This is a genomic window from Streptomyces sp. NPDC051218, assembly GCF_044455475.1.
Lineage (GTDB): Bacteria > Actinomycetota > Actinomycetes > Streptomycetales > Streptomycetaceae > Streptomyces.
In genome coordinates, this window is record NZ_JBITEU010000010.1 from 1 (window position 1) to 22,334 (window position 22,334).

The following is a 22,334-nucleotide window of genomic DNA, read 5'->3' on the forward strand; positions in this document are numbered from 1 at the left end:
GACACCGTCCTCCTCGCCGAAGCCAACCAATGGCCCGAGGACGTCGTCGACTACTTCGGCGACTTCAAAGACGGCGGCGACGAATGCCACATGGCGTTCCACTTCCCCGTCATGCCCCGCATCTTCATGGCCGTCCGCCGCGAATCCCGCTACCCCGTCTCCGAAATCCTCGCGAAAACCCCCGCCATCCCCGCCGGCTGCCAATGGGGCATCTTCCTGCGCAACCACGACGAGCTCACCCTCGAAATGGTCACCGACGAAGAACGCGACTACATGTACGCGGAATACGCCAAAGACCCCCGCATGCGCGCCAACATCGGCATCCGCCGCCGCCTGGCCACCCTCCTGGACAACGACCGCAACCAGATCGAACTCTTCACCGCCCTGCTCCTGTCCCTGCCCGGCTCGCCGATCCTCTACTACGGCGACGAGATCGGCATGGGCGACAACATCTGGCTCGGCGACCGCGACGCCGTACGCACCCCCATGCAATGGACCCCCGACCGCAACGCGGGCTTCTCCTCCTGCGACCCCGGACGTCTCTTCCTCCCCGCGATCATGGACCCCGTCTACGGCTACCAGGTCACCAACGTGGAAGCCTCCATGTCATCACCCTCCTCACTCCTGCACTGGACCCGCAGGATGATCGAGATCCGCAAACAGAACCCCGCCTTCGGACTCGGCTCGTACACGGAACTCCCTTCGTCGAACCCGGCGGTGATCGCGTTCCTGCGCGAGTACAAGGACGACCTCGTGCTGTGCGTGCACAACTTCTCGCGGTTCGCGCAGCCCACGGAGCTGGACCTGCAGGCCTTCAACGGCCGGCACCCGGTGGAGCTGATCGGCGGGGTGCGCTTCCCGGCCATCGGCGAGCTGCCCTACTTGCTGACTCTCGCCGGACATGGCTTCTACTGGTTCCGGCTGCGCAGGGACGCGGCGTAGGCTCCACCCCTGCTACACCGGTGCGGGGCGGTTTCCGCCGCCCCGCCCTGGGCACTCTCCCCGCACAACCGGCACTCCCGCACTCCTCCCTTGTCCGCACCGCGGAAAGGACGCGACGCCATGTCGGAAGCCGTCACCCGCCCGGGGATCACCGCGGACGCGCTGCTCGCCTCGCTCGATCCGCTCCTGCGCGCGTGGCTGCCACGGCAGCGCTGGTTCGCGGGCAAAGGCCGCCCCATCACCGACTTCAACCTGGTCGCGGCAACCGAACTCCTGCCACCGACCGCCGAGTTGGGGCTCCTGCATCTGCTCCTCCGGGTCCGGCAGCCCCAGGTGCCCGAGCAGGGCGGCGATACGCCCGCGCAACCGGCCGACTGCTATCAACTCCTGCTCGGCGTACGGCGTGAGCTGCCACCTCGGCTCGCGCCCGCGCTGATCGGACACGTGACGCGCGGGCCCCTCGCCGGGTTCACGCTCTACGAAGCGCTGCACGACTCCCGTATGTCCGGCTTCCTCCTTGAGGCACTGCGGGTGCGGGCACGCGTCGGCAAGCTCCGCTTCGAGCGCGACCCGCGCAAGGACATAGCCGACGACCTGGCACCGCGCCTGCTCACCGCCGAGCAGTCCAACTCCTCGCTCGTGTACGGAGATACGTTCATTCTGAAGTTGTTCCGCCGCGTGGTGCCCGGCACCAATCCGGACCTGGAACTGCCCCTGATGCTCTCCCGCGACGGCTGTCCGCAGGTCCCCGCGCCCGCCGCCTGGTTCCTGGCGGACATCGGGGACGACGAACATGTACTCGGGGTGCTCCAGCCCTACCTGAAGGGCACGGTCGACGGCTGGGAGCTGGCCCTGCGGGAGCTCGCCGCGGAGCGGGACTTCAGCGGTGAGGCGCGGGCGCTCGGCCGGGCCACCGCCGAGGTGCATCTGGCGCTGGCCCGCGCACTGCCCACCGTCACGCTGGGCCGCACCCAGCTGGAGCTGATCGCCGAGGGCATGGCCGAACGCCTGGACACGGCGGCCAGGGCGGTGCCCGCCCTGCAGCCGTACGCGCCCGCCCTGCACACCACCTACGAGGCGCTCGCCGACCTGGGGCGAGGTGAGGAGACCTGGACGGCACAGCGCGTCCACGGCGACCTGCACCTGGGGCAGTGCCTGCGCTCGCCCGCCGGGGAGTGGTCGGTCATCGACTTCGAGGGCGAGCCCTCACGCCCGCCGGCCGAGCGCAGGATGCCGCAGCATCCGGTGCGCGACGTGGCGGGCATGCTCCGGTCCTTCGACTACGCGGCGCGCTCCCACGAGCCATGGGCGCCCGAGTGGGCGGGCGACTGCCGGGCGGCGTACTGCACGGGATACGCGGAGGTCACCGGCCGTGACCCGCGTATGGACCCGGTGCTGCTGCGCGCCTACGAGACGGACAAGGCGGTCTACGAAGTCCTCTACGAGGCCCGTCATCGCCCCGACTGGCTCCCCGTACCCCTCGCCGCGATCAAACGCCTCGCCACGAACGGCCCCGCCACCGAAGCCCACTGACCCGCCATCGCCGAGGAGGCTCCCCCCGTGACCCCCCGCCCGCAGCCGCGCAAACCGTCCGACGAGGCCAGCAAGAAGGGCAAGCGGAAACCGGAGCCCACCGACCGGGCGCCCCGGCCGCCCCAGCAGAAGCAACCGAAGCAGCCCAAGCAGCCGAGGCTGCCCGAGCAACCTGGACAGCCGCCGCAGTCCGGCCGCCCCGCGTCGCCCGTCTCCCAGGCCGACCGTGCCCGTCTCCTGGACGGCACGCACCACGACCCGCACGGCGTGCTCGGCGCCCACGTCGTGCGCGAGGGCATCGCCTTCCGCGCGCTGCGGCCCTACGCCCGCTCCGTCGCCGTCGTCGCCAAGGATCTGCGGGCGGAGCTGCACGACGACGGTGACGGGTTCTTCTCCGGGGTGCTCCCGCTGCGCGAGGTCCCCGACTACCGGCTCCACATCACGTACGAGGACGCCGAACTGGAGATCCACGACGCGTACCGCTTCCTGCCCGCGCTCGGCGAGTTCGACCTGCATCTGATCGGCGAGGGACGGCACGAGCAGCTGTGGCACGCGCTCGGGTCGCGCCCGATGGTGCACGAAGGGGCGACCGGCACCCGCTTCACGGTGTGGGCGCCCAACGCCCTCGGCGTGCGCGTGGTGGGGAGCTTCAACTTCTGGGACGGCTCCGGGTTCCCGATGCGCTCGCTCGGCGGCAGCGGCGTCTGGGAGCTCTTCGTGCCGTCCGTCGGCGAGGGCGAGCTCTACAAGTACGAGATCACCCGGCCCGACGGCACGAAGACGCTGCGGGCCGACCCCCTCGCCCGCCGTACGGAGGTCCCGCCCGCGAACTCCTCGGTGGTGCACGAGTCGCACCACGAGTGGCATGACGCGGAGTGGCTGGTGCGCCGGGCCGAGCTGCCGGTGCACGCGTCACCGTTCTCCGTCTACGAAGTGCATCTCGCCTCCTGGCGACCAGGCCTGACCTACCGCCAGCTCGCCGAGCAACTCCCGGCATACGTGTCCGACTTGGGGTTCACACATGTCGAGCTGATGCCCGTCGCCGAGCATCCCTTCGGCGGCTCCTGGGGCTACCAGGTCACCGGCTTCTACGCGCCGACGGCCCGCCTCGGCACGCCCGACGACTTCAAGTTCCTGGTCGACGCGCTGCACCGGGCGGGCATCGGCGTCCTGATGGACTGGGTGCCCGCGCACTTCCCGCGCGACGACTGGGCGCTGGCGGAGTTCGACGGTCGGACGCTGTACGAGCACGAGGACCCGAACCGGGCGGCGCACCCCGACTGGGGCACCCTGGAGTTCGACTACGCCCGCAAGGAGGTCCGCAACTTCCTTGTCGCCAACGCCACTTACTGGTGCGAGGAGTTCCACATCGACGGCCTGCGCGTCGACGCCGTGGCCTCCATGCTGTACCTCGACTACTCGCGCGAGGACGGCGAATGGTCCCCGAACATATATGGGGGCCGCGAGAACCTCGACGCCGTCGCCTTCCTCCAGGAGATGAACGCCACCGTCTACCGCCGCGCCCCCGGCGTCGTCACGATCGCCGAGGAGTCCACCGCCTGGGACGGCGTGACCCGCGAGACGCACCACCAGGGCCCCGGCGGCTTCGGCGGCCTCGGCTTCGGTCTGAAGTGGAACATGGGGTGGATGCACGACTCGCTCGACTACGTGACGAAGGAGCCCGTGCACCGCAGGTTCCATCACCACGAGATGACGTTCTCGATGGTGTACGCGTACAGCGAGAACTACGTCCTGCCGATCTCGCACGACGAGGTCGTGCACGGCAAGCGGTCCCTGGTGTCGAAGATGCCGGGCGACTGGTGGCAGCAGCGCGCCAACCACCGCGCCTACCTGGGCTTCATGTGGGCCCACCCGGGCAAGCAACTCCTCTTCATGGGGCAGGAGTTCGCGCAGGGCGCCGAGTGGGCCGAGGGGCACGGACCGGACTGGTGGCTGCTCGATCCCGCCTACGGGGCGGAGGCCGACCACCGGGGCGTACGCGACCTCGTGCGCGACCTCAACACCGTCTACCGTGGCCGGCCGTCGCTCTGGCAGCGTGACACGGACCCGGGCGGCTTCGCCTGGGTCGAGGGTGACGCGGCCGAGGAGAACGTCTTCGCGTTCCTGCGGTACGCCGCCGAGGAGACGGACGAGGCGCCCCTCTTGGCCGTCTCGAACTTCTCGCCGGTGGTGCGGCACGAGTACCGCCTGGGCGTTCCCGGCGAGTTCACCGCCTGGCACGAGGTCCTGAACACGGACGCGGCACGCTACGGCGGCGGCGACGTCACCAACCCGGACCCGGTCAAGACCGAGCCGGTGGCGTCGCACGGCCGCCCCGCGTCCCTGCGCCTCACCCTGCCGCCGCTGGCCACGGTGTGGCTGCGACCCGTGTGAGGCGGCGCCCTGGGCGAACTGCTCGCTAGTCGAACCGCTTGAGCGCCACCGGCAGCTCCTCGGCGTGCAGGATGCCGAGGCGCTGTGTGGCCCGGGTCAGGGCCACGTACAGGTCACTCGTGCCGTAGCGGCCCGGCTCCACGACCAGGACCGTGTCGAACTCCAGGCCCTTCGCCTGACGCGGGTCGATCAGGACGACCGGCCGCGTCAGGTCCGGGGCCTCCCCGGCCGTCACACCGGGGAGCTTTCCGGCGAGCCGCTCATGCAGCTCGCGCGGGGCGATCACCGCGAGGCGGCCCTCGTCCCGCGTCTCGTCCGCCACCGCGTCGGCCACGGCCGCGGCGAGGTCGTCGGTGCGGCGCGCCCAGGGCAGCACGCCCGTGGACCGCACCGAGCTGGGCGGCTGGAACTCGGGGTACTCGGCGCGCGGCACCTCGGCGGCCACATCCATGATCTCCACCGGGGTGCGGTAGTTGACGCCGAGCCGTGTGTACTCCCAGCGGTCGTCGACGTACGGGGACAGGATCGTCTCCCAGGAGCCGCAGCCGCCGGCCTCCGCCGTCTGCGCGGGGTCGCCGACCAGCGTCATCGAGCGGGTCGGGCAGCGCCGCATCAGCAACCGCCAGGCCATGGCGGAGAGTTCCTGCGCCTCGTCCACGATGATGTGCCCGAAGGCCCAGGTGCGGTCCGCCGCCGCGCGCTCGGCGGCGCTGCGGTGGTCGGCCTCCTCCTGGCGCTCGGCCATCCGCTCCGCGTCGATGATGTCGTGCGCGAGCAGGACCTCGGAGTCCTCATCGTCCTTGTCCTCGAACTCGTAGGTACGGGACGCGTACGAGACGTCGAGCACACCCTGGGCGTAGGCGATCTGCTTGGCACGCTCGGCCTCCGCCATCGCCTTCGCCGCACTGTCGTCGCTGCCGAGCAGCTCGGCGGCCTCGTCCAGGAGCGGGACGTCGGCGGCCGTCCAGGCGGCGCCGCGCTCGCGCCGGACGATCCTGGCCTCCTCGTCCGAGAGATGCGGCGTCGGCTCCTCCAGGAAGTCGGCGAGAAAGCCCTCCGGGGTGAGCTGGGGCCACAACTCGTCGATGGCGGCGTGTACTTCGGGGCTGGCGGCGATCGCCTTGCCGAGCTGGGCGATGTCGTCGGGGCCGAGGAAGTTCGGGCCGCCGTACGGGTCGGCGCCGAGCCGCTCGGCGAGCTGCTCGGTGAGCATGTCGATGACGCGGAAGGCGAAGTGCGGGCGCCCGAGGTTGTGCGGGACGTCCGCCTCACGGGCCGCCTCCCGGGCTTCCTGCGCGATCGTCCAGTCCAGGACGAGGTCGCCGTCGTCGTGCTCGATGATCACGGGGGCGCCGGGCTCCGGGGTCCGCTGCCGGTCACGTACGGCGGCGGCGAGGACGTCCGCCATCTCCGCGCGGCCCTTCACCTCGGCGGCTTCGGGCGTTTCGGTGCCGGTGGCGTGCACGCCGGGGAACAGCTCACCGACCGTCGAGAGGAGCACGCCGGTCTCGCCGAGCGCGGGCAGGACCTCGCTGATGTAGCCGAGGAAGGCGGGGTTCGGGCCGACGATGAGGACCGCGCGCTTGGCGAGCAGCTGGCGGTGGGCGTAGAGGAGGAACGCGGCACGGTGCAGCGCCACGACCGTCTTGCCGGTGCCCGGCCCGCCCTCGACGACCAGGACACCGTGGTGCGGGGCCCGGATGATGCGGTCCTGCTCGGCCTGGATGGTCTGCACGATGTCGTGCATGCGCCCGGTGCGGGCCGAGTCGAGCGCGGCGAGCAGCACCTCGTCGGCGTCCGCGCCCTCGTGGCCGGTGCGGGTGTCGTCGCTGAGGTCGAGGATCTCGTCGTGCAGGGCCGTCACGTCGCGGCCCTCCGTGGTGATGTGCCTGCGCCTGCGCAGCCCCATCGGCGTATGACCGGTCGCGAGATAGAAGGGGCGCGCCACTTCCGCGCGCCAATCGATCACGAGTGGGGTGCGTTCGATGTCGGACGCGCGGATTCCGATGCGCCCGATGTGATGGTCACGGCCGTCGCGGAATTCGAGCCTACCGAAGCAGAGCCCGTTCTCTCCCGCGTTGAAGGCGGCCAGCAGTCCGGACCGCTCCGCCACCAGGACGTCACGCTCAAGCCTGGCCTGCAGACCGTTGCCCACCTGCGTCAACGACGCCTGCACGGCGGCCTCCGCCTCCTCGCGCAGCGCGTCGAGGCGCGCGTACAGCCCGGAGACGAATTGCTGCTCTTCCCGCAATTCCTCGGTTGACAATTCAGCCCCTCGCCAGTTACAGTGCTCTTATACAGATTCTCGCGATTCCGGTGTGCCCAAATGGGTAAGGGGTCGCGAAAGGATCCAATATACGCCAGGAAAAGCCCCGGACGCCAATGCGTCCGGGGCTTTTCTCTTTCTTGCTTGCCGCCGTATGCGCGTCAGAGCACCTCGGCCTCGGCGAGGTCGGCGAGCAGCTTGCGCTTGGGCCGCGCGCCCACCATGGACTTCACCGGCTCACCGCCCCGGAACACCAGGAGGGACGGCACCGAAAGAATCCCGTACGTGATCGCCGTCCGCGGATTGTGGTCCACGTCCAGCTGCACGATCTTCAGCCGGTCCTCCTCCTCGCGCGCGATCTCACTGAGCACCGGCGCGAGCTGCCGGCACGGCCCGCACCACTCCGCCCCGAACTCCACGAGTACCGGCAGATCCGCCTTGAGCACCTCGCCCTCGAAGTCGGCGTCCGTCACCTCGGCCACACCCTCGGCCTTGACCATCCCCATGTCCGCGTTCCCTCTCCCTCAGCCCGTCGCCCGTCAGCCCGTCAGCTCGCACTGCGGGTCCGGGCCGCCCGGGACCGCCGCCTCGGCGCGCACCAACTGCGCACTCACCTGTTCGCGCACCGCACTCAACTCGCTGATCAACGCGTCGAGTTCACCGATCTTGCGGCGGTACACGTCGAGCGAGGCGGGGCATGAGTCGCCCTCCGGGTGCCCCGACCGCAGACACTCCACGAACGGCCGCGTCTCCTCCAGACCGAACCCGAAGTCCTGGAGGGTCCTGATCTGCTCCAGGAGACGCACGTCGTCCTCGTCGTAGGTGCGGTAGCCGTTGCCACTGCGACGAGCGGGCAGCAGTCCCCGTGACTCGTAGTACCGAAGGGTCCGCGTGGTGGTGCCGGCCCGCTCCGCAAGTTCGCCGATGCGCATGCGTACGACGGTAATCCTTGACGTGGGCGTCAAGGCCAGCGTTCAGGACGCCCGGGGCGGCTGGTGCAGGCCGAAGGTCGACCCCTGGTCGTCCTTGCAGAGCCGGAACCGGCCGAACGCCGCATCCGACTCCTCGCTCTCGCCACCGATCGGCGCCTCGACGGTGCCGCCCAGCTTGATGACCTTGGCCAGAGCGGCCTCCAGGTCGTCGACCTGGAAGAAGAGGTAGGGCGCTGCCCCCGCGTCACCGCCGTGCATGCCGCCCGGCACACCCGGGGTCCCGATCACATACCCGTGCCCGGACGGCCCCGGCTCGAAGGACCAGCCGAGCAGTTCCCCGTAGAAGGCCCGCCCCCGCTCCGGGTCCTCGACACCGATCTCGAAGAAGCTCGGTTCACCAGTCATCTCACGGCTCCTGATCTGTGACGGCGGTCACTTTCACCGTACGCCGCGTACCGCTTCGATGGTGGCCGTCCAGCCGTCGGCGCCGTGCCCCTTGGCGATGGCCCGGTCCAGGACGGCCTTGATGCCGCTCAGGGCGCCCACGTCGAGGCCCCGGTGCTCGGAGGCGTGGATGATGTGGTCGACGTTGACGGCTTCCGTGACGAGCGGTGCCTGCTCGCCCGGGTACTTGCCGGAGTCGACCTCGCTGCCCATCTCCTCGATGATCGGCGGGAGGATGGCGATCAGGGCGCCCAGGTACGGGGCGAGCTCCACGCCCTTCACACCGTCCGCATCGGCCAGAGCGTACGCGTGGACGAGGCCGGACATGCTGGTCCAGAAGAAGTCCAGCAGGGCGTTGTCGTAGACCGCCGCGAGGCCGTGGTCCTCACCGAGGTACACGGTGTTGCCGCCGAGCACCTTGAGCGTGCCCTCGTGCCGCTCGTACACGGCCTTCGGGCCGCTGTGGAAGAGCAGCGCGTCGGGGGTGCCGATCACGGTCACGGGCACCAGGATGGCGCCGTCCAGGTAGTCGATGCCGTGCTCGGCGGCCCAGGCCGCGGCCTCGCGCGAGCGCTCCGGGGTGTCGGACGTGAGGTTCACCAGGGCGCGCCCCGGCAGGTCGGCGGCGATCGGGCCGAGCACGGCCTGCGAGACGTCGTAGTCGTAGAGGCAGACGACGACCAGGTCCGAGGCGCGGACGGCGTCGGCCGCGGTGTCGGTGCGCGTGGCCCCTGCGGCCACGAGGTCATCACCCTTGCCGGGCGTGCGGTTCCAGACGGTGGTGGGGTGGCCGGCCTTGAGGAAGGCACCGGCGAGTGCCTGTCCCATGGCACCGAGGCCGAGGACGGTTACGGGGGTCTTGAGCTGCTGTTCTGTCATGACGACCATGCTTGGCGCTCGCCTGCGTCCCTACAAGTACCGACTAATTAGTCAGGTACTTACGAAGAGGTAAGCATGCGGGGGGACTTGGGATCGGCGGCGGGCGGCGGGCGGCGTGCGGCGGGCGGCGTGCGGCGTGCGGCGTGCGGCGTGCGGCGTGCGGCGTGCGAGGGGGGGCAGGGGTCAGTCGAAGTCGAGTTCGCCGTACGCCCGCTTGAGTTCGCTGAAGTCCTGGACTCCCGCCATCAGGACCACCCCGTCCCACAGCCGTCCCGCCGCTGCCCCCTTCGGTGCGGGCGAGACGACCGGGCCGAGACCGCGCCCACTCCCTGGACGGAGAGCACCGGCGTGCCGACGTCGGTGCCGACCAGCTCGATTCCTTGCTCGTGCGAGGCTCGCACGGCGTCGTCGAACTCCTGCGTCCAGGCCACCGCGGCGAGCCCCGCGGGCAGTCCGGCGTCGGCGAGTGCGCGCTCGGCGCCGTCCCATTCGCCCCGCTCGTGCAGCCGCACCCCGAGCGCGTCGAAGTACGCCCCCAGCGCCTCGCTCCCGTGCCGCGCGGCCACGGCCGCGCAGACCCGGCCCGGACCCCGCAGGTAGTCGCCCCACTGCCCCTCGGGGTCCTCGGGGTCGACATCGCCAGAAGTCGACGTTCTGCGGCCTGCTCGTCATCCAACTGCCGTACCTGTTCGGGGAGTTGAGGCGCCGGACCCATTGACGTCCGGCATGGCTGCAACTACAAAACCCGGAGAGCAGTCTGAGAGCGCTCTCAGACTGCTCTCCGGACGTACGCATACGTACGCACACTCCCCCCACGGAGGTGTTCCATGAGCACCACTCGCATCACTCGCACCGCGCGCATCGGTCGCGCACCTCTCATCGGTCGCGCACCTCGCATCAGTCGCTTCACCCGGTCCCCCCGCACCGGGCCCGTCCTGGCCGCACTGGCCGCCGTCGGTCTGCTCGGCGCTCTGATGACGCCCGGCACGGCCCGCGGCGACGTGCCGCCCGCGCCGGGCTGGTCGCTGGAGTGGAGCGACGACTTCAACGGGGCCGCGGACTCCCGGCCGTCCGCCGACAACTGGCAGATCGACCTGGGGCACAACTACCCAGGAGGCCCGGCGAATTGGGGCACGGGCGAGATCCAGTCGTACACCGACTCCCCCGAGAACCTAGCCCTGGACGGAAACGGCAGCCTGCGGATCACCCCGCGCAGGGACGGCGCGGGGAACTGGACCTCGGCCCGCATCGAGACCAAACGCAGCGACTTCAAGGCTCCGGAGGGCGGCACGCTCGCCATCGAGGGCCGCATCCAGATGCCGGACATCACCGGGGAGAGCGCGCTCGGCTACTGGCCCGCATTCTGGGCCCTCGGCGCGCCCTACCGCGGCAACTACCAGAACTGGCCGGCGATAGGCGAGTTCGACGTGATGGAGAACGTGAACGGCATCAACTCGGTCTGGGGCGTGCTGCACTGCGGCGTGAACCCGGGCGGCGACTGCAACGAGACGCAAGGGCTTGGCGCCAACCGCGCCTGTCCCGGAGCTAGTTGCCAGTCGGCGTACCACACGTACCGCTTCGAATGGGACCGCTCGACGACGCCGAACCAACTGCGCTGGTACGTGGACGGGGAGCAGTTCCACACGCTCTCCCAGGACCGCTTCTCCGCGGCCACATGGTCCAACATGACGGAGCACGCGGGCTACTTCATCCTGCTGAACGTCGCGATGGGCGGCGCCTTCCCCGACGGTGTCGCCGGCAGGGCGACACCGGTCGCACAGACGGAGCCGGGGAAGGCGATGGCGGTGGACTACGTGGCGGTGTGGACGAAGCGGCCCTAGGCGGGCCCTGGGCCGGGGTCCGGCTCAGCCCAGCTTCAGTACGGAGATGGCCTGGTCGGCCATCCTGGACTCGCCGAGGGCGTTCGGGTGCACCGGAACGAAGTTCGTGCCGAACAGCACGGGCTCGATCCAGCGCGTACCCCGCGGCTTGCAGGCGTCGTGCCCCTCCGAGGCGGCGGCCATGTCGACGAACGTGGCACCCGTCTCGGAGGCGGCGCGCTGCATGGTCTTGTTCAAGTGGGCCTGCAGATCCCGCAGATAGGGGACGTCGCCGGTGGCGATCGGCATCTTGGCGAAGCAGGCGCGGTCGGCCTGTGCCGGCACGATCCAGGGGTAACCGAGCACGCCGATGCGCGCGTTCGGGGCCTTGGCCTTGACCGCTCGCAGGGCGTTCTTCAGCGCGGGGTACGTACTGGTGTCGATCGCCTTGGTGAACTTGTCCCCGTTGGCGTCCTTGCAGGGGCTGCCCTTGCCGCCGGAGAGCACTCCGGCGGAGCCGCAGGCGACGATCGCGCCGATGAAGGTGTTGTTGTCGTTGCCGCCGATGGTCAACGTCACGAGATCCGTGTCGGCGTCGACGGCGTCGAGCTGCGGGGCCACACCGGGGTACTGCGCTCCCGCGAAGTCCTTGGTCTGGGCCCCGCCGCAGGTCACGTCGGTGAGCCGGGCGCTGGTCCGGTTGGCCACGATGTGCGGGTAGTTGGCCGTCGAGCGCGCGCAGAGGAGGGGTGCGGTCGGGTCGATCGGGAGGACGCCGGATCCGGCGCTGAAGCTGTCGCCGAGGGCCACGTAATCGAGCGGGTCACTGCCGGTCGCCTGGGCGGGTGCGGCGGCCAGACCGAGGGTGGCGGTGCCTGCGGCGGCGAGTGTGGTGGCTGCCAGGCGCAGGGCGCGTGCGCGGATCACCATCTGGAGTCTCCTTTGAATCCGATGAATCCGATGGGGGGTCAGTTTCGGAGAGGAGTGAGTGAGCGAGCGAGCGAGGTGCGGGCGCCAACAGCCGTGCCGTGAGGGAGATTTGGGCAGGCTTCAGCGGATTTCGGCGGTTCTCGGTGGTGCAACGCTGAAGTTACTGGCAGGTTTGAACAAGAGTCAACAGATGGCGCACGCGTCCACCTGGATGGCGGAGCTTTCGCTGGGCGGGTTCGGGGCCCTCGCTCGGTGGCGGGGGATCTCGCGCTCGGTGGCGGGGCTCCCAAGGCTCGGCGCGACGGCTCCCACGATCGGTGCGGGGGCTCCCACGATCGGTGCGGGGGCTCCCACGCTCGGTGCGGGGACTCCCACAATCGGCGCGACGGCTCCCTCAATGGGCGCGGGAGCTCCCACGATCGGCGCGGGGGACCCTCGCCGCGCGGGGGATCCTTCGTCCCTCTAGTCCCTCAGCGCGCGTCGCACCCGCGCACAGAACTCCTCCACCGCGCTCTGCTCCGGCTCCGCGCCCTCGTCGAGCATCGCCGTCTGGAGACCGGGGCCGTACGCGCCGCCGTGGCGATCGATGTCGGCGGTGCGGGCGGGCTGCACGACGAAGTGGATGTGACCGGGCACGCGCCCGGCGTGTGACCAGAGGCAGACGTACACCTGCTCGCACTCCTCGCCAACCGCCGTGCGTACGGCGGTGGTTACCCGTGCGAGCAACGGACCGAGCTCGGCGCCTTCCTCGACGCCGAGCTCGTGTACGCCTGTGATGTGCCGCAGCGGCTTGACGATGAGGGTGCCGAGGCCGAGGGTGCCGACGCAGTGCTCTACGGTCCAGTGCGGGGTGCGCAGCAGGGTGCCGCCGGGCGGAGGGGCCCTGCTGCTGGCTAGCGCGCAGGCGAGGCAGTCACGATTCTTCTCCGGCACGTCATTCCTCCCCTCAGCTCGGGGCGACACGTTGCCCCCCCGGTCCAGCTAACCGGCTCACCCCGCGGCTCGACCAGCCGGCCCGCGGCCCAGCACCATCCCGCCGCTCCGCGGCGAATCTTCCCCACCCACCCACCCGTTCACCCCGCAGCTCACACCAGCTGGCACGCCGCCTCCATCGTCCCGCCGCTTCGCGGCGAATCTTTCCCGCCCACCCACCCGATTACCCCGCAGCTCACACCTGACGGAACACCACCCCACCGTCCTGCCCACCCGTTTACCGGGCAGCACGCACCAGCCGGCCCGCCGCTTCGCAACCTTCCCCGCCCTCCCACCCGTGCTCCCGGCGGCTCACACCAGACGGCGCACCAGCCCCACCGCCGCGTCCAACCGTTTGCCCCGCAGCTCTCACCAGACGGCCACCGAGTCCCGCCGCTTCGCGACGGACCTTTCCCGCCCACCCACCCGTTTGCCCCGCAGCTCACACCAGACGTAGGGCAACGACGCCTGCCCTCCCCAACGACCGCACCACGGGGCAATCGGGTGGGTGGGCAGGAAAGCATCCGCCGCGGAGCGGCGGTTCAGCCCTGAGCGGCGCCGCACCCGGGCCTCGGTGGGTGGGGAAGCATCCGCCGCGAAGCGGCGGCTCAAGCCCCGAGCGGCGCCGCGGCCGGGCCTCGGTGGGTGGGCGGGAAAGCATCCGCCGCGGAGCGGCGGCTCGGGCCCGGCCGGGGCGCGCAGCTACCGTCGGCCCGCAGCCTCGGGTGCCTCCGTGGACCCCGAGGACCCCGCGGACCCCGCGGACCCCGTAGCCTCCGAGGACTCCGAGGCCGAGGGCCCGCCCGCATCCACCGCCCCCGGCGCCCCCTTCCGCCGCCCCGGCAACAGCAAGGCCACCACCACAGTCCCCACCCCCAGAATCACCGCACCGATCAGACTGGTGTGGGCCACCGCGCCAGAGAACGCCGAGCCCACCGCATCAGCCATCTGGTGCGCGCCCCCGGCGAGTTCCTGCGCCTGCGACTTCAGCTGCGCCGCCTCCTGGGGCGACGAAGCCCCCGCCGCCTTCTCCGAGAGCGCACGCGCCTGCTCGGCGATGCCCTGTGCCACGCCGTTGCCCGCGCCCACCGAGTCCTGTGCCGTGTCGAGCGCGGAGGCGGGCAGCTTGCTCCCGGCGGTCTCGTCGGCCAGCTTCGACCCGTACGAACTCGCGAGGACCGAGCCGAGTACCGCGATCCCCAGCGAACCGCCCAGCTCCAGCGAGGTGTCGTTCACCGCGCCGCCCACGCCGAGTTCCGACTCGGGGAAGGCGCCCATGATGACGTCCGTGCACGGCGAGACCGCGAAGCCGAGGGAGAGGCCGAGGATGATCAGCGGTGCCACGAAGTCCCCGTACGTGGAGCCCGCCTCGATCTGCGTGAGCAGGGCGAGCGCGACCGTGCCGCCCACCATGCCCGCCACCACCATGATCTTGCCGCCGATGCGCGGCGCGAGGATCCCGGTGACCGCCGAGCCCACGAACACCGCTCCGGCCAGCGGCAGCATGCGGACGCCGGTCTCCAACGGGTCGTAGGCGAGGACGAACTGGAGGTGCTGGGTCAGGTAGTAGAAGGCGCCGAACACCGCGAGGAAGAAGAGCGCCACGGCCAGGTTCGAGCCCGCGAAGCCCCGCTGCGTGAACTTGCGTACGTCCAGGACCGGGCGCGGGTGCTTCAGCTCCCAGATGATGAAGGCGATCAGGCCGAGGCCCGCCACCACCGCCGCGGAGATCGCCCGCACGCCCCACCCGAAGTGCGGGCCGTCGATGATCATGAAGATCAGGGAGCCGACCCAGACGACCGAGAGCAGTCCGCCCACGTAGTCGATCCGGCCGTGCTGGGCCGCCTTGGACGGCGGGACAAGGATGAACGCGCCGATGATCGCGAGCACCGCCACCGGGATGTTGATCAGGAACGTCGAGTGCCAGCCGTTGTCGCGAAGAAGCGCGCCCGCGATCAGCGGTCCCGCGGCGATCGCGATGCCGGACGTGGCCGCCCAGATGGTGATCGCCTTGGCCCGTTCCGCGCGGGGGAAGGTCGCCGCGAGCAGCGACAGCGTGGCGGGCATGATCAGCGCCGCGCCCACGCCCATCACCGCGCGGATCACGATGACCGCCGTGGAACTGTCCACCATGGCGCCCGCACCCGCGCCGACGGACATGATCACCAGGCCGAGCACCAGCGCGCCCCGGCGGCTGTACTTGTCGCCGATCGCGCCGAGCAGCAGCATCAGCGCGGCGTACGGGACGGTGTAGGCGTCGATGACCCACTGCAGGTCGGAGCTGGACAGGCCGAGGTCCATGGTCATGTCGGGCGCGGCCACCGTCAGGGCGGTGTTCGCCATCACGGCGATCAGCAGACTCAGACACAGGACGCCGAGGGCCCACCAGCGGCGGGCGTACGGACGGTCCATCCGTTCGACCGGTTCCTTGATCAGCAGAGGCATCGGATTCCACCCATCCCGTTTGTCGCTCACACATTTGTCGCTCACGCATTGCACACGCTTGTGCAACTACACACTGCTGTGCAAGATACCCGATGTTGCACATGTATGTGCAAGTGGGGGGCGCGGGCACGGCTGGGTGGGGGGGCGCGGGCACGGCTCAGTGCGCGGCACGGGGCCGTGGATCGAGTGGGCAGAATGGGGGCCATGAGCCCCCGCCCAGCGAGCAGCGTCAGAGCCGACGCCAACCGCCGCCGCATCCTCGACGTCGCCGTCGCGGAGCTGCTGCGCGACCCCGACGCGTCCATGGACCAGATCGCGCGCGCGGCGGGCGTCGTACGACGGACGGTGTACGGGCACTTCCCCAGCCGTGACGCGCTGGTCGAGGCGATCGTGGAGCGGGCCATCGCGGCGGTGGAGACCGCGCACGCCGCGGGCCGCGCCGGCGTCGACGACCCCGCGGAGGCGGTGGCGAGTTCGCTGCTCGCCGTGTGGGAGGTCGCCGACCGCTACCGCCTGCTGCTCTCCCTCGGCGAGCGGAGCGTGACGATGGGCGCCATCCGCGAACGGCTCGGCCGCGTCCACGAGGAGGGCCTGGAGACGTTCCAACGCGGCCTGGACGACGGCACCTTCGTGTCACCGCTGCCGACGCGGGCGCTCGGCTACGTACTCGAAGGGATTCTGTTCGCCGTGATGGAGGCCGTGAACGACGGTGTCGTACCCGCGGAAAAGGCGGGCAGGTCCACCGCGATCACGTTTCTGACCGCGGCGGGCCTGCCCGCCTCACAGGCCACCGAGCTGGTGACCAGGGTCGCCGACAGGAGAGCGGCGACCACCGACGCCTAAGGCGTCAAGGACTTCTTCTCGGTGCTGACCGGCTGCGTCGGCACGGCGTCCACCGTCTCCCGCTCGGCAGGACCGGGCTCGTGGGCGCCGTCGTCGAGCAGGGTCTTCTCGTCGAACGGCAGCTTCCCGTCGAGCACCAGCTCGACCCGCTCGCGGTCGACCTCCTTGGTCCACGTGCCGATCAGGAGCGTCGCCACCGCGTTGCCGGCGAAGTTGGTCAGCGCGCGGGCCTCGCTCATGAAGCGGTCGACGCCGATGATCAGGCCGACGCCGTCCACCAGGCCCGGCTTGTGCGACTGCAGGCCACTGGCGAGGACCGCGATGCCCGAACCGGAGACGCCCGCCGCGCCCTTGGAAGCGATCATCATGAACAGCAGCAGGGAGATCTGCTCGCCGATGCCGAGCGGCTGGTCCATCGCCTCGGCGATGAACAGCGACGACATGGTCAGGTAGATCATCGTGCCGTCGAGGTTGAAGGAGTAGCCCGTCGGGACGGTGATGCCGACGACCGGGCGGCTGACGCCCAGGTGCTCCATCTTCGCGATGAGCCGCGGCAGGGCGGACTCGGAGGAGGAGGTGGAGAGGATGAGCAGGAACTCGCGGCCCAGGTATTTCAGGAGCTTGAAGAGGTTGACGCCGGTCACCAGGCGCAGCAGCGTGCCGAGCACGATCAGGATGAACAGCGCGCAGGTGACGTAGAAGCCGACCATGATCGTGGCGAGGGCCTTCAGGGCGTCCGTGCCGGTCTCGCCGACCACCGCGGCCATCGCACCGAACGCGCCGACCGGAGCGGCCCACATGATCATGCCGAGTACGCGGAAGACGAGCCGCTGGATGTGTCCGATGCCGCGCAGGATCGGCTCCCCGGAGCGGCCCATGGCCTGCAGCGCGAAGCCCACGAGCAGTGCGACGAGCAGCGTCTGCAGGACCTCGCCCTCGGTGAATGCGGAGACGAGCGTCTTCGGGATGATGCCGAGCGCGAAGTCGACGAGCCCCTTGTCCGCCTCTTCGGCGGCGTCGTGGCCCGCGCCCTTCTCGGAGTCGCTGATGTCCATGCCCGAGCCCGGGTGCAGGATGTTGCCGACGATCAGGCCGATGGCGAGCGCGACGACCGACATCGCGACGAAGTAGGCGAGCGCGAGGCCGCCGACCTTGCCGACCTTGGCGGCCTTTCGGACGGAGCCGACACCGAGGACGATCGTGCAGAAGATGATCGGCGAGATCATCATCTTGATCAGGTTCACGAAGCCGGTACCGACCGGCTTGAGCTCCTTGGCGAAGTCGGGCGCGAGCAGGCCGACACCGATACCGAGGACCACGGCGATGATGACGGCGATGTACAGATAGTGGGTCCGGTCCCGCTTGGCAGCGGGTGCCGGTGTCACCTGGCTGTCGGTGGTGTCGGCCACGAGGGCCCTCCTTGAACGACTACGTCGGCGTTTTCGGCCAGTGCGTGGGCTTCACGTCCTGGTACGGCCAGTCCGTGGGCTTCACGTCCTGGTACGGCCAGTCCGTGCGGCTCACGTCCTGGTATGGCCCGTGCGTGCGGCTCACGTCGTGGGCAGGCGAATCCCGGTGACTATCTCTCGCCCTGTGAGGGCGGTCACCCTTACGTTCATTTAGTTCGCACTTACGGGGCCAGGCAGACTGGCCCCATGTCCCTCGCCCGTCCGCCCCGGCCGCGCAGCCTCGCCGGGCAGCTCTTCGCGATGCAGATCGTGCTGGTCACCGTCGTGGTGGCCGGGTGCGCCCTCTTCACGTTCCTGAGCGACCGGCAGCAGGCGGAGGAGGGCGCGCGCCGCCAGGCGACGGCCGCGGCGCGGGCGGTCGCGGACTCGCCTTCGGTACGGGAGGCCGCGCGTGGCGAGAATCCGACGAGGACCCTCCAGCCGTACGCGACCGACGTGCGCCGCCACACCGGCGTCGACTTCGTTACGATCATGGACCCGGACGGCATCCGCTGGACCCACCCCGACGAGGACGAGATCGGCGAGCGCTTCCTCGGGCACCGGGCACAGGCGCTGCGGGGCCGGACCTTCACGGAGACGTACACGGGGACGCTCGGCCCCTCGGTGCGCGTGGTCACGCCGATCCTCGCCGACGACGGCACGGACCGCATCACCGGCCTGGTCAGCGCGGGCATCACCATCGAGGAGATCAGCGAGAAGGCGCGCGGCCAGCTCCTCGCCCTGCTCGGCGTCGCGGCGGGGGCGCTCGCGCTCGGCGGCATCGGTACGTACGTCATCAACGCCCGGCTGCGGCGCCACACCCACGGCATGAACGCCGCCGAGCTGAGCCGCATGCACGACTACCACGAGGCCGCGCTGCACGCGGTGCGCGAGGGGCTCCTGATGCTGGACGGGCAGCGGCGCATCGCCCTCATCAACGACGGAGGGCGCGAGCTGCTCGGCGTATCGGGCGACCTGGTCGGCCGCAACGTCGCCGAGCTCGGCCTACCGGCACCGCTGACGGGCGCGCTGCTCGCTGCCGAGCCGCGGGTGGACGAGCTGCACCTGACGGCGGACCGGGTGGTCGTGGTGAACACCTCGCCCGTGTCGAGCGGTGAGCGACGCGGCACGGTGGTGACGTTGCGCGACCACACCGAGCTCCAGGCGCTGACCGGCGAGCTGGACTCGGAGCGCGGCTTCACGCGGGCGCTGCGCTCGCAGGCCCACGAGGCGGCGAACCGCCTGCACACGGTGGTCTCCCTCATCGAACTGGGCCGCGCGGACGAGGCCGTCGACTTCGCCACCGCCGAGCTGGAACTGGCCCAGACGCTGACGGACCAGGTCGTCGCGGCCGTGAGCGAACCGGTGCTCGCGGCCCTGCTCCTGGGCAAGGCCGCCCAGGCGAACGAACACGGCGTGGAGCTCGTCGTCTCCGCCGACAGCAGCATCGACGACGGCATGCTCCCCGCGGACCTGCCGGCGCGAGACCTGGTGACGGTCCTCGGCAACCTGATCGACAACGCGGTGGACGCGGCCCAGGGTTCGCCCGCCGCCCGCGTGACGGTGACGGCACGCGCGGACGACGCGGGACTGACGCTACGGGTGTCCGACACCGGCCCCGGAGTAGACCCGGCCCACACGGAGGCGGTCTTCCGGCGCGGCTGGTCGACAAAGGCCACGGCGGGCCGCGGCCTCGGCCTGGCCCTGGTCCACCAGACGGTGACGAAGCACGAGGGGACGCTCACGGTGCGGGAGGCGGCCGGAGGCGGTGCGGAGTTCGAGGTACACCTGCGGGCGGCGGCGGGCTTGCTGCCGGGTGGGGAGGATGCGGCGTCCGGTGCGGAGGATGCCGCGTCCGGTGCGGAGGGCGCAGAGGACGCGGCCTCCAGTGCACCCACCGCGGAGAGCGCGACGTCCAGTACACCGGGCGCGGAGGACGAGCCGTCCAGCACACCGGCCGCGGAGAGCCAGGCGTCCAGCCCGCCGGGCACGAAAAACGAGACGCCCCGCGCACCGGCCGCGAAGAGCGAGCCGCCCAGCACACCAGCCACGGAGGCCGCGGCGTCCCGCACCCCGGGCGCAGAGAGCGAGACGCCCAGCACACCGGCCGTGAAGAGCCAGACGCCCCGCACACCCGCCGCGAGGACCGAGCCGTCCACCGCACCGGCCGCAGCGGACGGAGGCAGTAAATGACTGAGCCGATACGGGTCCTGGTCGTCGAGGATGACCCCGTGGCCGCCGACGCCCACGTCCTCTACGTGAACCGCATCCCCGGTTTTCACGCCGTGGGCAAGGCGCACAGCGCCGCCGAGGCGAGACGCTCGCTGGACCGCACCGAGGTGGATCTGCTCCTCCTGGACCTCCATCTCCCCGACGGCCACGGGCTCCAGCTGGCCCGCACCCTGCGCGCCGCGGGCCACCGCGCGGACGTCATCGCCGTCACGTCGGCCCGCGATCTCGCCGTCGTACGCGAAGGCGTCTCCCTCGGTGTGGTCCAGTACGTACTCAAGCCCTTCACCTTCGCCACCCTGCGCGACCGCCTCACCCGGTACGCCGAGTTCCGCACCGCCGCGGGCGAGGCCACCGGGCAGGACGAGGTGGACCGCGCCCTGGCCACCCTGCGCGCGCCGGGCCCCGCCGCCCTGCCGAAAGGGCTCAGCGGCCCCACCCTGGAGAGAGTGACCCGCGCGCTGCGCGACGCGCCCCCCGAGGGCGTCACCGCCGCGGCCACCGCGGAGACCGTGGGCATCTCCCGCATCACCGCCCGCCGTTACCTGGAGCACCTGGTCACCACGGGCCGCGCCGCCCGCACCCCGCAGTACGGCCACGTCGGCCGCCCCGAGTACGCGTACCGCTGGCTGACCTCGAACACCTGACGCCCCAAGTACCCGCCCGGGTACGCCGATTCACACCACCCGGCGTCCCCGGCAGGGTCCGCGCGCCACTGTCAATAACAACGTTGTCACGTTGGTGACAAGGGGCGACGCACGGGCATTGACCTTGCTCCGAACCCGCCCTTACGTTCACCGGGCAGCCCCGCGTTGCGCCCTGCGTGGTAACCCAGCCGCGTCGGCCAGTAGGAGGTCGTGCCCGTGCGTCCCACCACCCCTCTGCTCCTCGCCACCGCCCTGGTCGCCGCCGGCACCCTCACCGCGTGCGGCGGGGACTCCGGCGACGATCCGGACACCGTGAAGGTCTCCTTCAAACAGTCGACGGACAACCAGGTCAAGGTCATGGACACCTTCCTGGCAGACATCAAGAAGCAGTTCGAGAAGGAGAACCCCGGCAAGAAGGTGAAACTGGTGCCGATCAAGGCGCCGGACTCCGAGTACTACACCAAGCTCCAGCAGATGATGCGCTCCCCGAAGACCGCGCCCGACCTGGTCTACGAGGACACCTTCCTCATCAACTCGGACATCACCAGCGGGTACTTGAAGCCCCTCGACCCCTACCTGGACAAGTGGAAGGACTGGAACCAGTTCATCGACACGTCCAAGTCGGCGGCGAAGGCGGCGGACGGCAAGACGTACGGCGTGCCGGACGGCACCGACACCCGCGGCCTGTGGTTCAGCAAGGCCATCTTCAAGAAGGCCGGGCTGCCGGCCGACTGGCAGCCCAAGTCGTGGGACGAGGTCCTGCAGGCGGCGCGCACCATCAAGAAGAAGGTCCCCGGTGTCACGCCCATGAACGTCTACACGGGCAAGCCCGCGGGCGAGGCCGCCACCATGCAGGGCATGGAGATGCTCCTGTACGGCACGGGCGAGGACCCGATGTACGACCCGAAGTCGAAGAAGTGGGTGACGGGAAGCCAGGGCTTCAAGGACTCCCTCGAATTCGTCGAGACCGTCTACAAGGAGAAGCTGGGCCCGGAGGTCACCGACGCCCTCGACCCGAACTTCGCCACCCGGGTGCGCGGTGAACTCCTCCCCGAGGACAAGCTCGGCATCAACCTCGACGGCTCCTGGCTGCCACAGGACTGGGGCAAGGGCGCGGGTCACGAGTGGCCCGAGTGGTCGAAGAAGCTGGGCCTCGCCCATATGCCGACCCAGAACGGCGAGGCGCCCGGCAAGGTGAGCATGTCCGGCGGCTGGACCTGGGCGATCCCCTCCAAGGCCGCCAACCCCGACCTGGCCTTCAAGTTCATCGAGCAGATGCAGACCAAGGCCAACGCCCAGAAGTGGTACGTGGCGAACTCGGGCATCGCGGTCCGCAAGGACGTCGCCGCCGACCCCGACTACCTCAAGGCGCAGCCAGGCCTGAAGTTCTTCACCGACCTGGTGTCGTCGACGCACTACCGGCCCGCGTATCCGGCGTACCCGAAGGTCTCCACGGCGGTGCAGGAGGCCATGGAGAAGGTCACGACGGGCGACGCTTCCGTGGCGGAGGCGGCGAGCGGGTACGACGAGGAGGTCAAGGCGGCTGCGGACGGCGAGGTCGTCGAGAAGTAGCCGCGGCCCGCGATCCGGCAGCCAAACACCGTCGGCGG

The 22,334-nt window shown here is 70.6% G+C and carries 19 protein-coding genes and 1 pseudogene; 8 read left to right on the forward strand and 12 right to left on the reverse strand.

Translation table 11 applies throughout. From position 1 onward, the window contains the following. The 3 genes from ACIBCK_RS27975 to glgB form a co-directional block, all read left to right on the forward strand. The coding region (locus tag ACIBCK_RS27975) for an alpha-glucosidase C-terminal domain-containing protein (protein WP_399394644.1) at nucleotides 1–942 on the forward strand (942 nt) is incomplete at its 5' end. A 120-nt stretch (nucleotides 943–1,062) separates the two neighbouring features. Beyond that, entirely contained in the window at nucleotides 1,063–2,475 is a 1,413-nt protein-coding gene (locus ACIBCK_RS27980; protein ID WP_399394646.1) for a maltokinase, read from the forward strand. A gap of 159 nt (nucleotides 2,476–2,634) precedes the next feature. Beyond that, on the forward strand, nucleotides 2,635–4,869 hold the full coding sequence (glgB, locus tag ACIBCK_RS27985) for a 1,4-alpha-glucan branching enzyme (protein WP_399395301.1): 2,235 nt from the start codon (nucleotides 2,635–2,637) through the stop codon (nucleotides 4,867–4,869). Between the two features lie 25 nt (nucleotides 4,870–4,894). On the opposite strand, the gene ACIBCK_RS27990 is transcribed toward glgB, so the two are convergent. From ACIBCK_RS27990 to ACIBCK_RS28020, 7 genes are all read right to left on the reverse strand, one after another. Then, the gene (locus ACIBCK_RS27990) at nucleotides 4,895–7,135 is read right to left on the reverse strand and encodes a HelD family protein (protein WP_399394648.1); all 2,241 of its coding nucleotides are present in this window, start codon (nucleotides 7,133–7,135) and stop codon (nucleotides 4,895–4,897) included. Nucleotides 7,136–7,296: 161 nt separating this feature from the next. Next, a complete protein-coding gene (trxA, locus tag ACIBCK_RS27995) occupies nucleotides 7,297–7,635 on the reverse strand; it encodes a thioredoxin (protein WP_399395303.1) in 339 nt (112 codons plus the stop codon). Between the two features lie 39 nt (nucleotides 7,636–7,674). Continuing rightward, nucleotides 7,675–8,067 carry a MerR family transcriptional regulator gene (locus ACIBCK_RS28000; RefSeq protein ID WP_399394650.1) on the reverse strand — a complete coding sequence of 131 codons (393 nt, stop codon included), beginning with the start codon at nucleotides 8,065–8,067 and terminating at the stop codon, nucleotides 7,675–7,677. Between the two features lie 42 nt (nucleotides 8,068–8,109). After that, nucleotides 8,110–8,472 carry a VOC family protein gene (locus ACIBCK_RS28005; protein ID WP_367045051.1) on the reverse strand — a complete coding sequence of 121 codons (363 nt, stop codon included), beginning with the start codon at nucleotides 8,470–8,472 and terminating at the stop codon, nucleotides 8,110–8,112. Nucleotides 8,473–8,505: 33 nt separating this feature from the next. Next, a complete protein-coding gene (locus ACIBCK_RS28010; protein WP_399394652.1) occupies nucleotides 8,506–9,390 on the reverse strand; it encodes an NAD(P)-dependent oxidoreductase in 885 nt (294 codons plus the stop codon). 183 nt (nucleotides 9,391–9,573) lie between these two features. Continuing rightward, nucleotides 9,574–9,657 (reverse strand): hypothetical protein, encoded by an 84-nt coding sequence (locus tag ACIBCK_RS28015; RefSeq protein WP_399395305.1) that lies wholly within the window; start codon nucleotides 9,655–9,657, stop codon nucleotides 9,574–9,576. Continuing rightward, nucleotides 9,636–9,956 (reverse strand): hypothetical protein, encoded by a 321-nt coding sequence (locus ACIBCK_RS28020; RefSeq protein ID WP_399394653.1) that lies wholly within the window; start codon nucleotides 9,954–9,956, stop codon nucleotides 9,636–9,638. The genes ACIBCK_RS28015 and ACIBCK_RS28020 overlap by 22 nt, the downstream gene beginning before the upstream one ends. Before the next feature lie 408 nt (nucleotides 9,957–10,364). Here ACIBCK_RS28020 and ACIBCK_RS28025 point away from each other — a divergent pair. After that, nucleotides 10,365–11,222, forward strand: a pseudogene (locus ACIBCK_RS28025) (glycoside hydrolase family 16 protein); the annotation flags it as partial. 33 nt (nucleotides 11,223–11,255) lie between these two features. On the opposite strand, the gene ACIBCK_RS28030 reads toward ACIBCK_RS28025, so the two are convergent. The 3 genes from ACIBCK_RS28030 to ACIBCK_RS28040 all read right to left on the reverse strand — a co-directional run bounded on the left by ACIBCK_RS28030 (nucleotide 11,256) and on the right by ACIBCK_RS28040 (nucleotide 15,557). Next, nucleotides 11,256–12,140 (reverse strand): SGNH/GDSL hydrolase family protein, encoded by an 885-nt coding sequence (locus ACIBCK_RS28030; RefSeq protein WP_399394655.1) that lies wholly within the window; start codon nucleotides 12,138–12,140, stop codon nucleotides 11,256–11,258. Nucleotides 12,141–12,602: 462 nt separating this feature from the next. Then, complete coding sequence (locus tag ACIBCK_RS28035; RefSeq protein ID WP_399394657.1) at nucleotides 12,603–13,073, reverse strand: HIT family protein; 471 nt, start codon at nucleotides 13,071–13,073, stop codon at nucleotides 12,603–12,605. 741 nt (nucleotides 13,074–13,814) lie between these two features. Then, nucleotides 13,815–15,557, reverse strand: a complete 1,743-nt coding sequence (locus ACIBCK_RS28040) for an MFS transporter (protein WP_399394660.1) — start codon at nucleotides 15,555–15,557, stop codon at nucleotides 13,815–13,817. A gap of 204 nt (nucleotides 15,558–15,761) precedes the next feature. Between ACIBCK_RS28040 and ACIBCK_RS28045 the strand changes: the two genes are divergently transcribed. Next, nucleotides 15,762–16,400: a TetR/AcrR family transcriptional regulator gene (locus ACIBCK_RS28045; RefSeq protein WP_399394662.1), complete on the forward strand. Its 639-nt coding sequence runs from the start codon at nucleotides 15,762–15,764 to the stop codon at nucleotides 16,398–16,400. Here the strand turns inward: ACIBCK_RS28045 and ACIBCK_RS28050 are convergent. Both ACIBCK_RS28050 and ACIBCK_RS28055 read right to left on the reverse strand, forming a co-directional pair. Continuing rightward, nucleotides 16,397–17,809: a cation:dicarboxylate symporter family transporter gene (locus tag ACIBCK_RS28050; RefSeq protein ID WP_399394664.1), complete on the reverse strand. Its 1,413-nt coding sequence runs from the start codon at nucleotides 17,807–17,809 to the stop codon at nucleotides 16,397–16,399. The two genes, ACIBCK_RS28045 and ACIBCK_RS28050, sit on opposite strands and share 4 nt — an antisense overlap. Nucleotides 17,810–17,828: 19 nt before the next feature. After that, nucleotides 17,829–17,954 (reverse strand): hypothetical protein, encoded by a 126-nt coding sequence (locus ACIBCK_RS28055; RefSeq protein ID WP_399394665.1) that lies wholly within the window; start codon nucleotides 17,952–17,954, stop codon nucleotides 17,829–17,831. A gap of 101 nt (nucleotides 17,955–18,055) precedes the next feature. Here ACIBCK_RS28055 and ACIBCK_RS28060 point away from each other — a divergent pair, with 101 nt between their 5' ends. The 3 genes from ACIBCK_RS28060 to ACIBCK_RS28070 all read left to right on the forward strand — a co-directional run bounded on the left by ACIBCK_RS28060 (nucleotide 18,056) and on the right by ACIBCK_RS28070 (nucleotide 22,296). Continuing rightward, nucleotides 18,056–20,041, forward strand: a complete 1,986-nt coding sequence (locus ACIBCK_RS28060) for an ATP-binding protein (protein WP_399394667.1) — start codon at nucleotides 18,056–18,058, stop codon at nucleotides 20,039–20,041. Further along, nucleotides 20,038–20,724: a response regulator gene (locus ACIBCK_RS28065; protein WP_399394669.1), complete on the forward strand. Its 687-nt coding sequence runs from the start codon at nucleotides 20,038–20,040 to the stop codon at nucleotides 20,722–20,724. Before ACIBCK_RS28060 ends, ACIBCK_RS28065 begins: the two co-directional genes overlap by 4 nt. 210 nt (nucleotides 20,725–20,934) lie before the next feature. Continuing rightward, nucleotides 20,935–22,296, forward strand: a complete 1,362-nt coding sequence (locus tag ACIBCK_RS28070) for an extracellular solute-binding protein (protein WP_399394671.1) — start codon at nucleotides 20,935–20,937, stop codon at nucleotides 22,294–22,296. Nucleotides 22,297–22,334: the final 38 nt, after the last annotated feature.

Excerpts from the sequence above, each read along its gene's own strand:
- ACIBCK_RS27980 (WP_399394646.1), top strand. The coding sequence starts at position 1,063 with ATGTCGGAAGCCGTCACCCGCCCGGGGATCACCGCGGACGCGCTGCTC.
- trxA (WP_399395303.1), bottom strand. The coding sequence starts at position 7,635 with ATGGTCAAGGCCGAGGGTGTGGCCGAGGTGACGGACGCCGACTTCGAG.
- ACIBCK_RS28000 (WP_399394650.1), bottom strand. The coding sequence starts at position 8,067 with ATGCGCATCGGCGAACTTGCGGAGCGGGCCGGCACCACCACGCGGACC.
- ACIBCK_RS28005 (WP_367045051.1), bottom strand. The coding sequence starts at position 8,472 with ATGACTGGTGAACCGAGCTTCTTCGAGATCGGTGTCGAGGACCCGGAG.
- ACIBCK_RS28010 (WP_399394652.1), bottom strand. The coding sequence starts at position 9,390 with ATGACAGAACAGCAGCTCAAGACCCCCGTAACCGTCCTCGGCCTCGGT.
- ACIBCK_RS28030 (WP_399394655.1), bottom strand. The coding sequence starts at position 12,140 with ATGGTGATCCGCGCACGCGCCCTGCGCCTGGCAGCCACCACACTCGCC.
- ACIBCK_RS28040 (WP_399394660.1), bottom strand. The coding sequence starts at position 15,557 with ATGCCTCTGCTGATCAAGGAACCGGTCGAACGGATGGACCGTCCGTAC.
- ACIBCK_RS28045 (WP_399394662.1), top strand. The coding sequence starts at position 15,762 with ATGAGCCCCCGCCCAGCGAGCAGCGTCAGAGCCGACGCCAACCGCCGC.
- ACIBCK_RS28060 (WP_399394667.1), top strand. The coding sequence starts at position 18,056 with ATGTCCCTCGCCCGTCCGCCCCGGCCGCGCAGCCTCGCCGGGCAGCTC.
- ACIBCK_RS28065 (WP_399394669.1), top strand. The coding sequence starts at position 20,038 with ATGACTGAGCCGATACGGGTCCTGGTCGTCGAGGATGACCCCGTGGCC.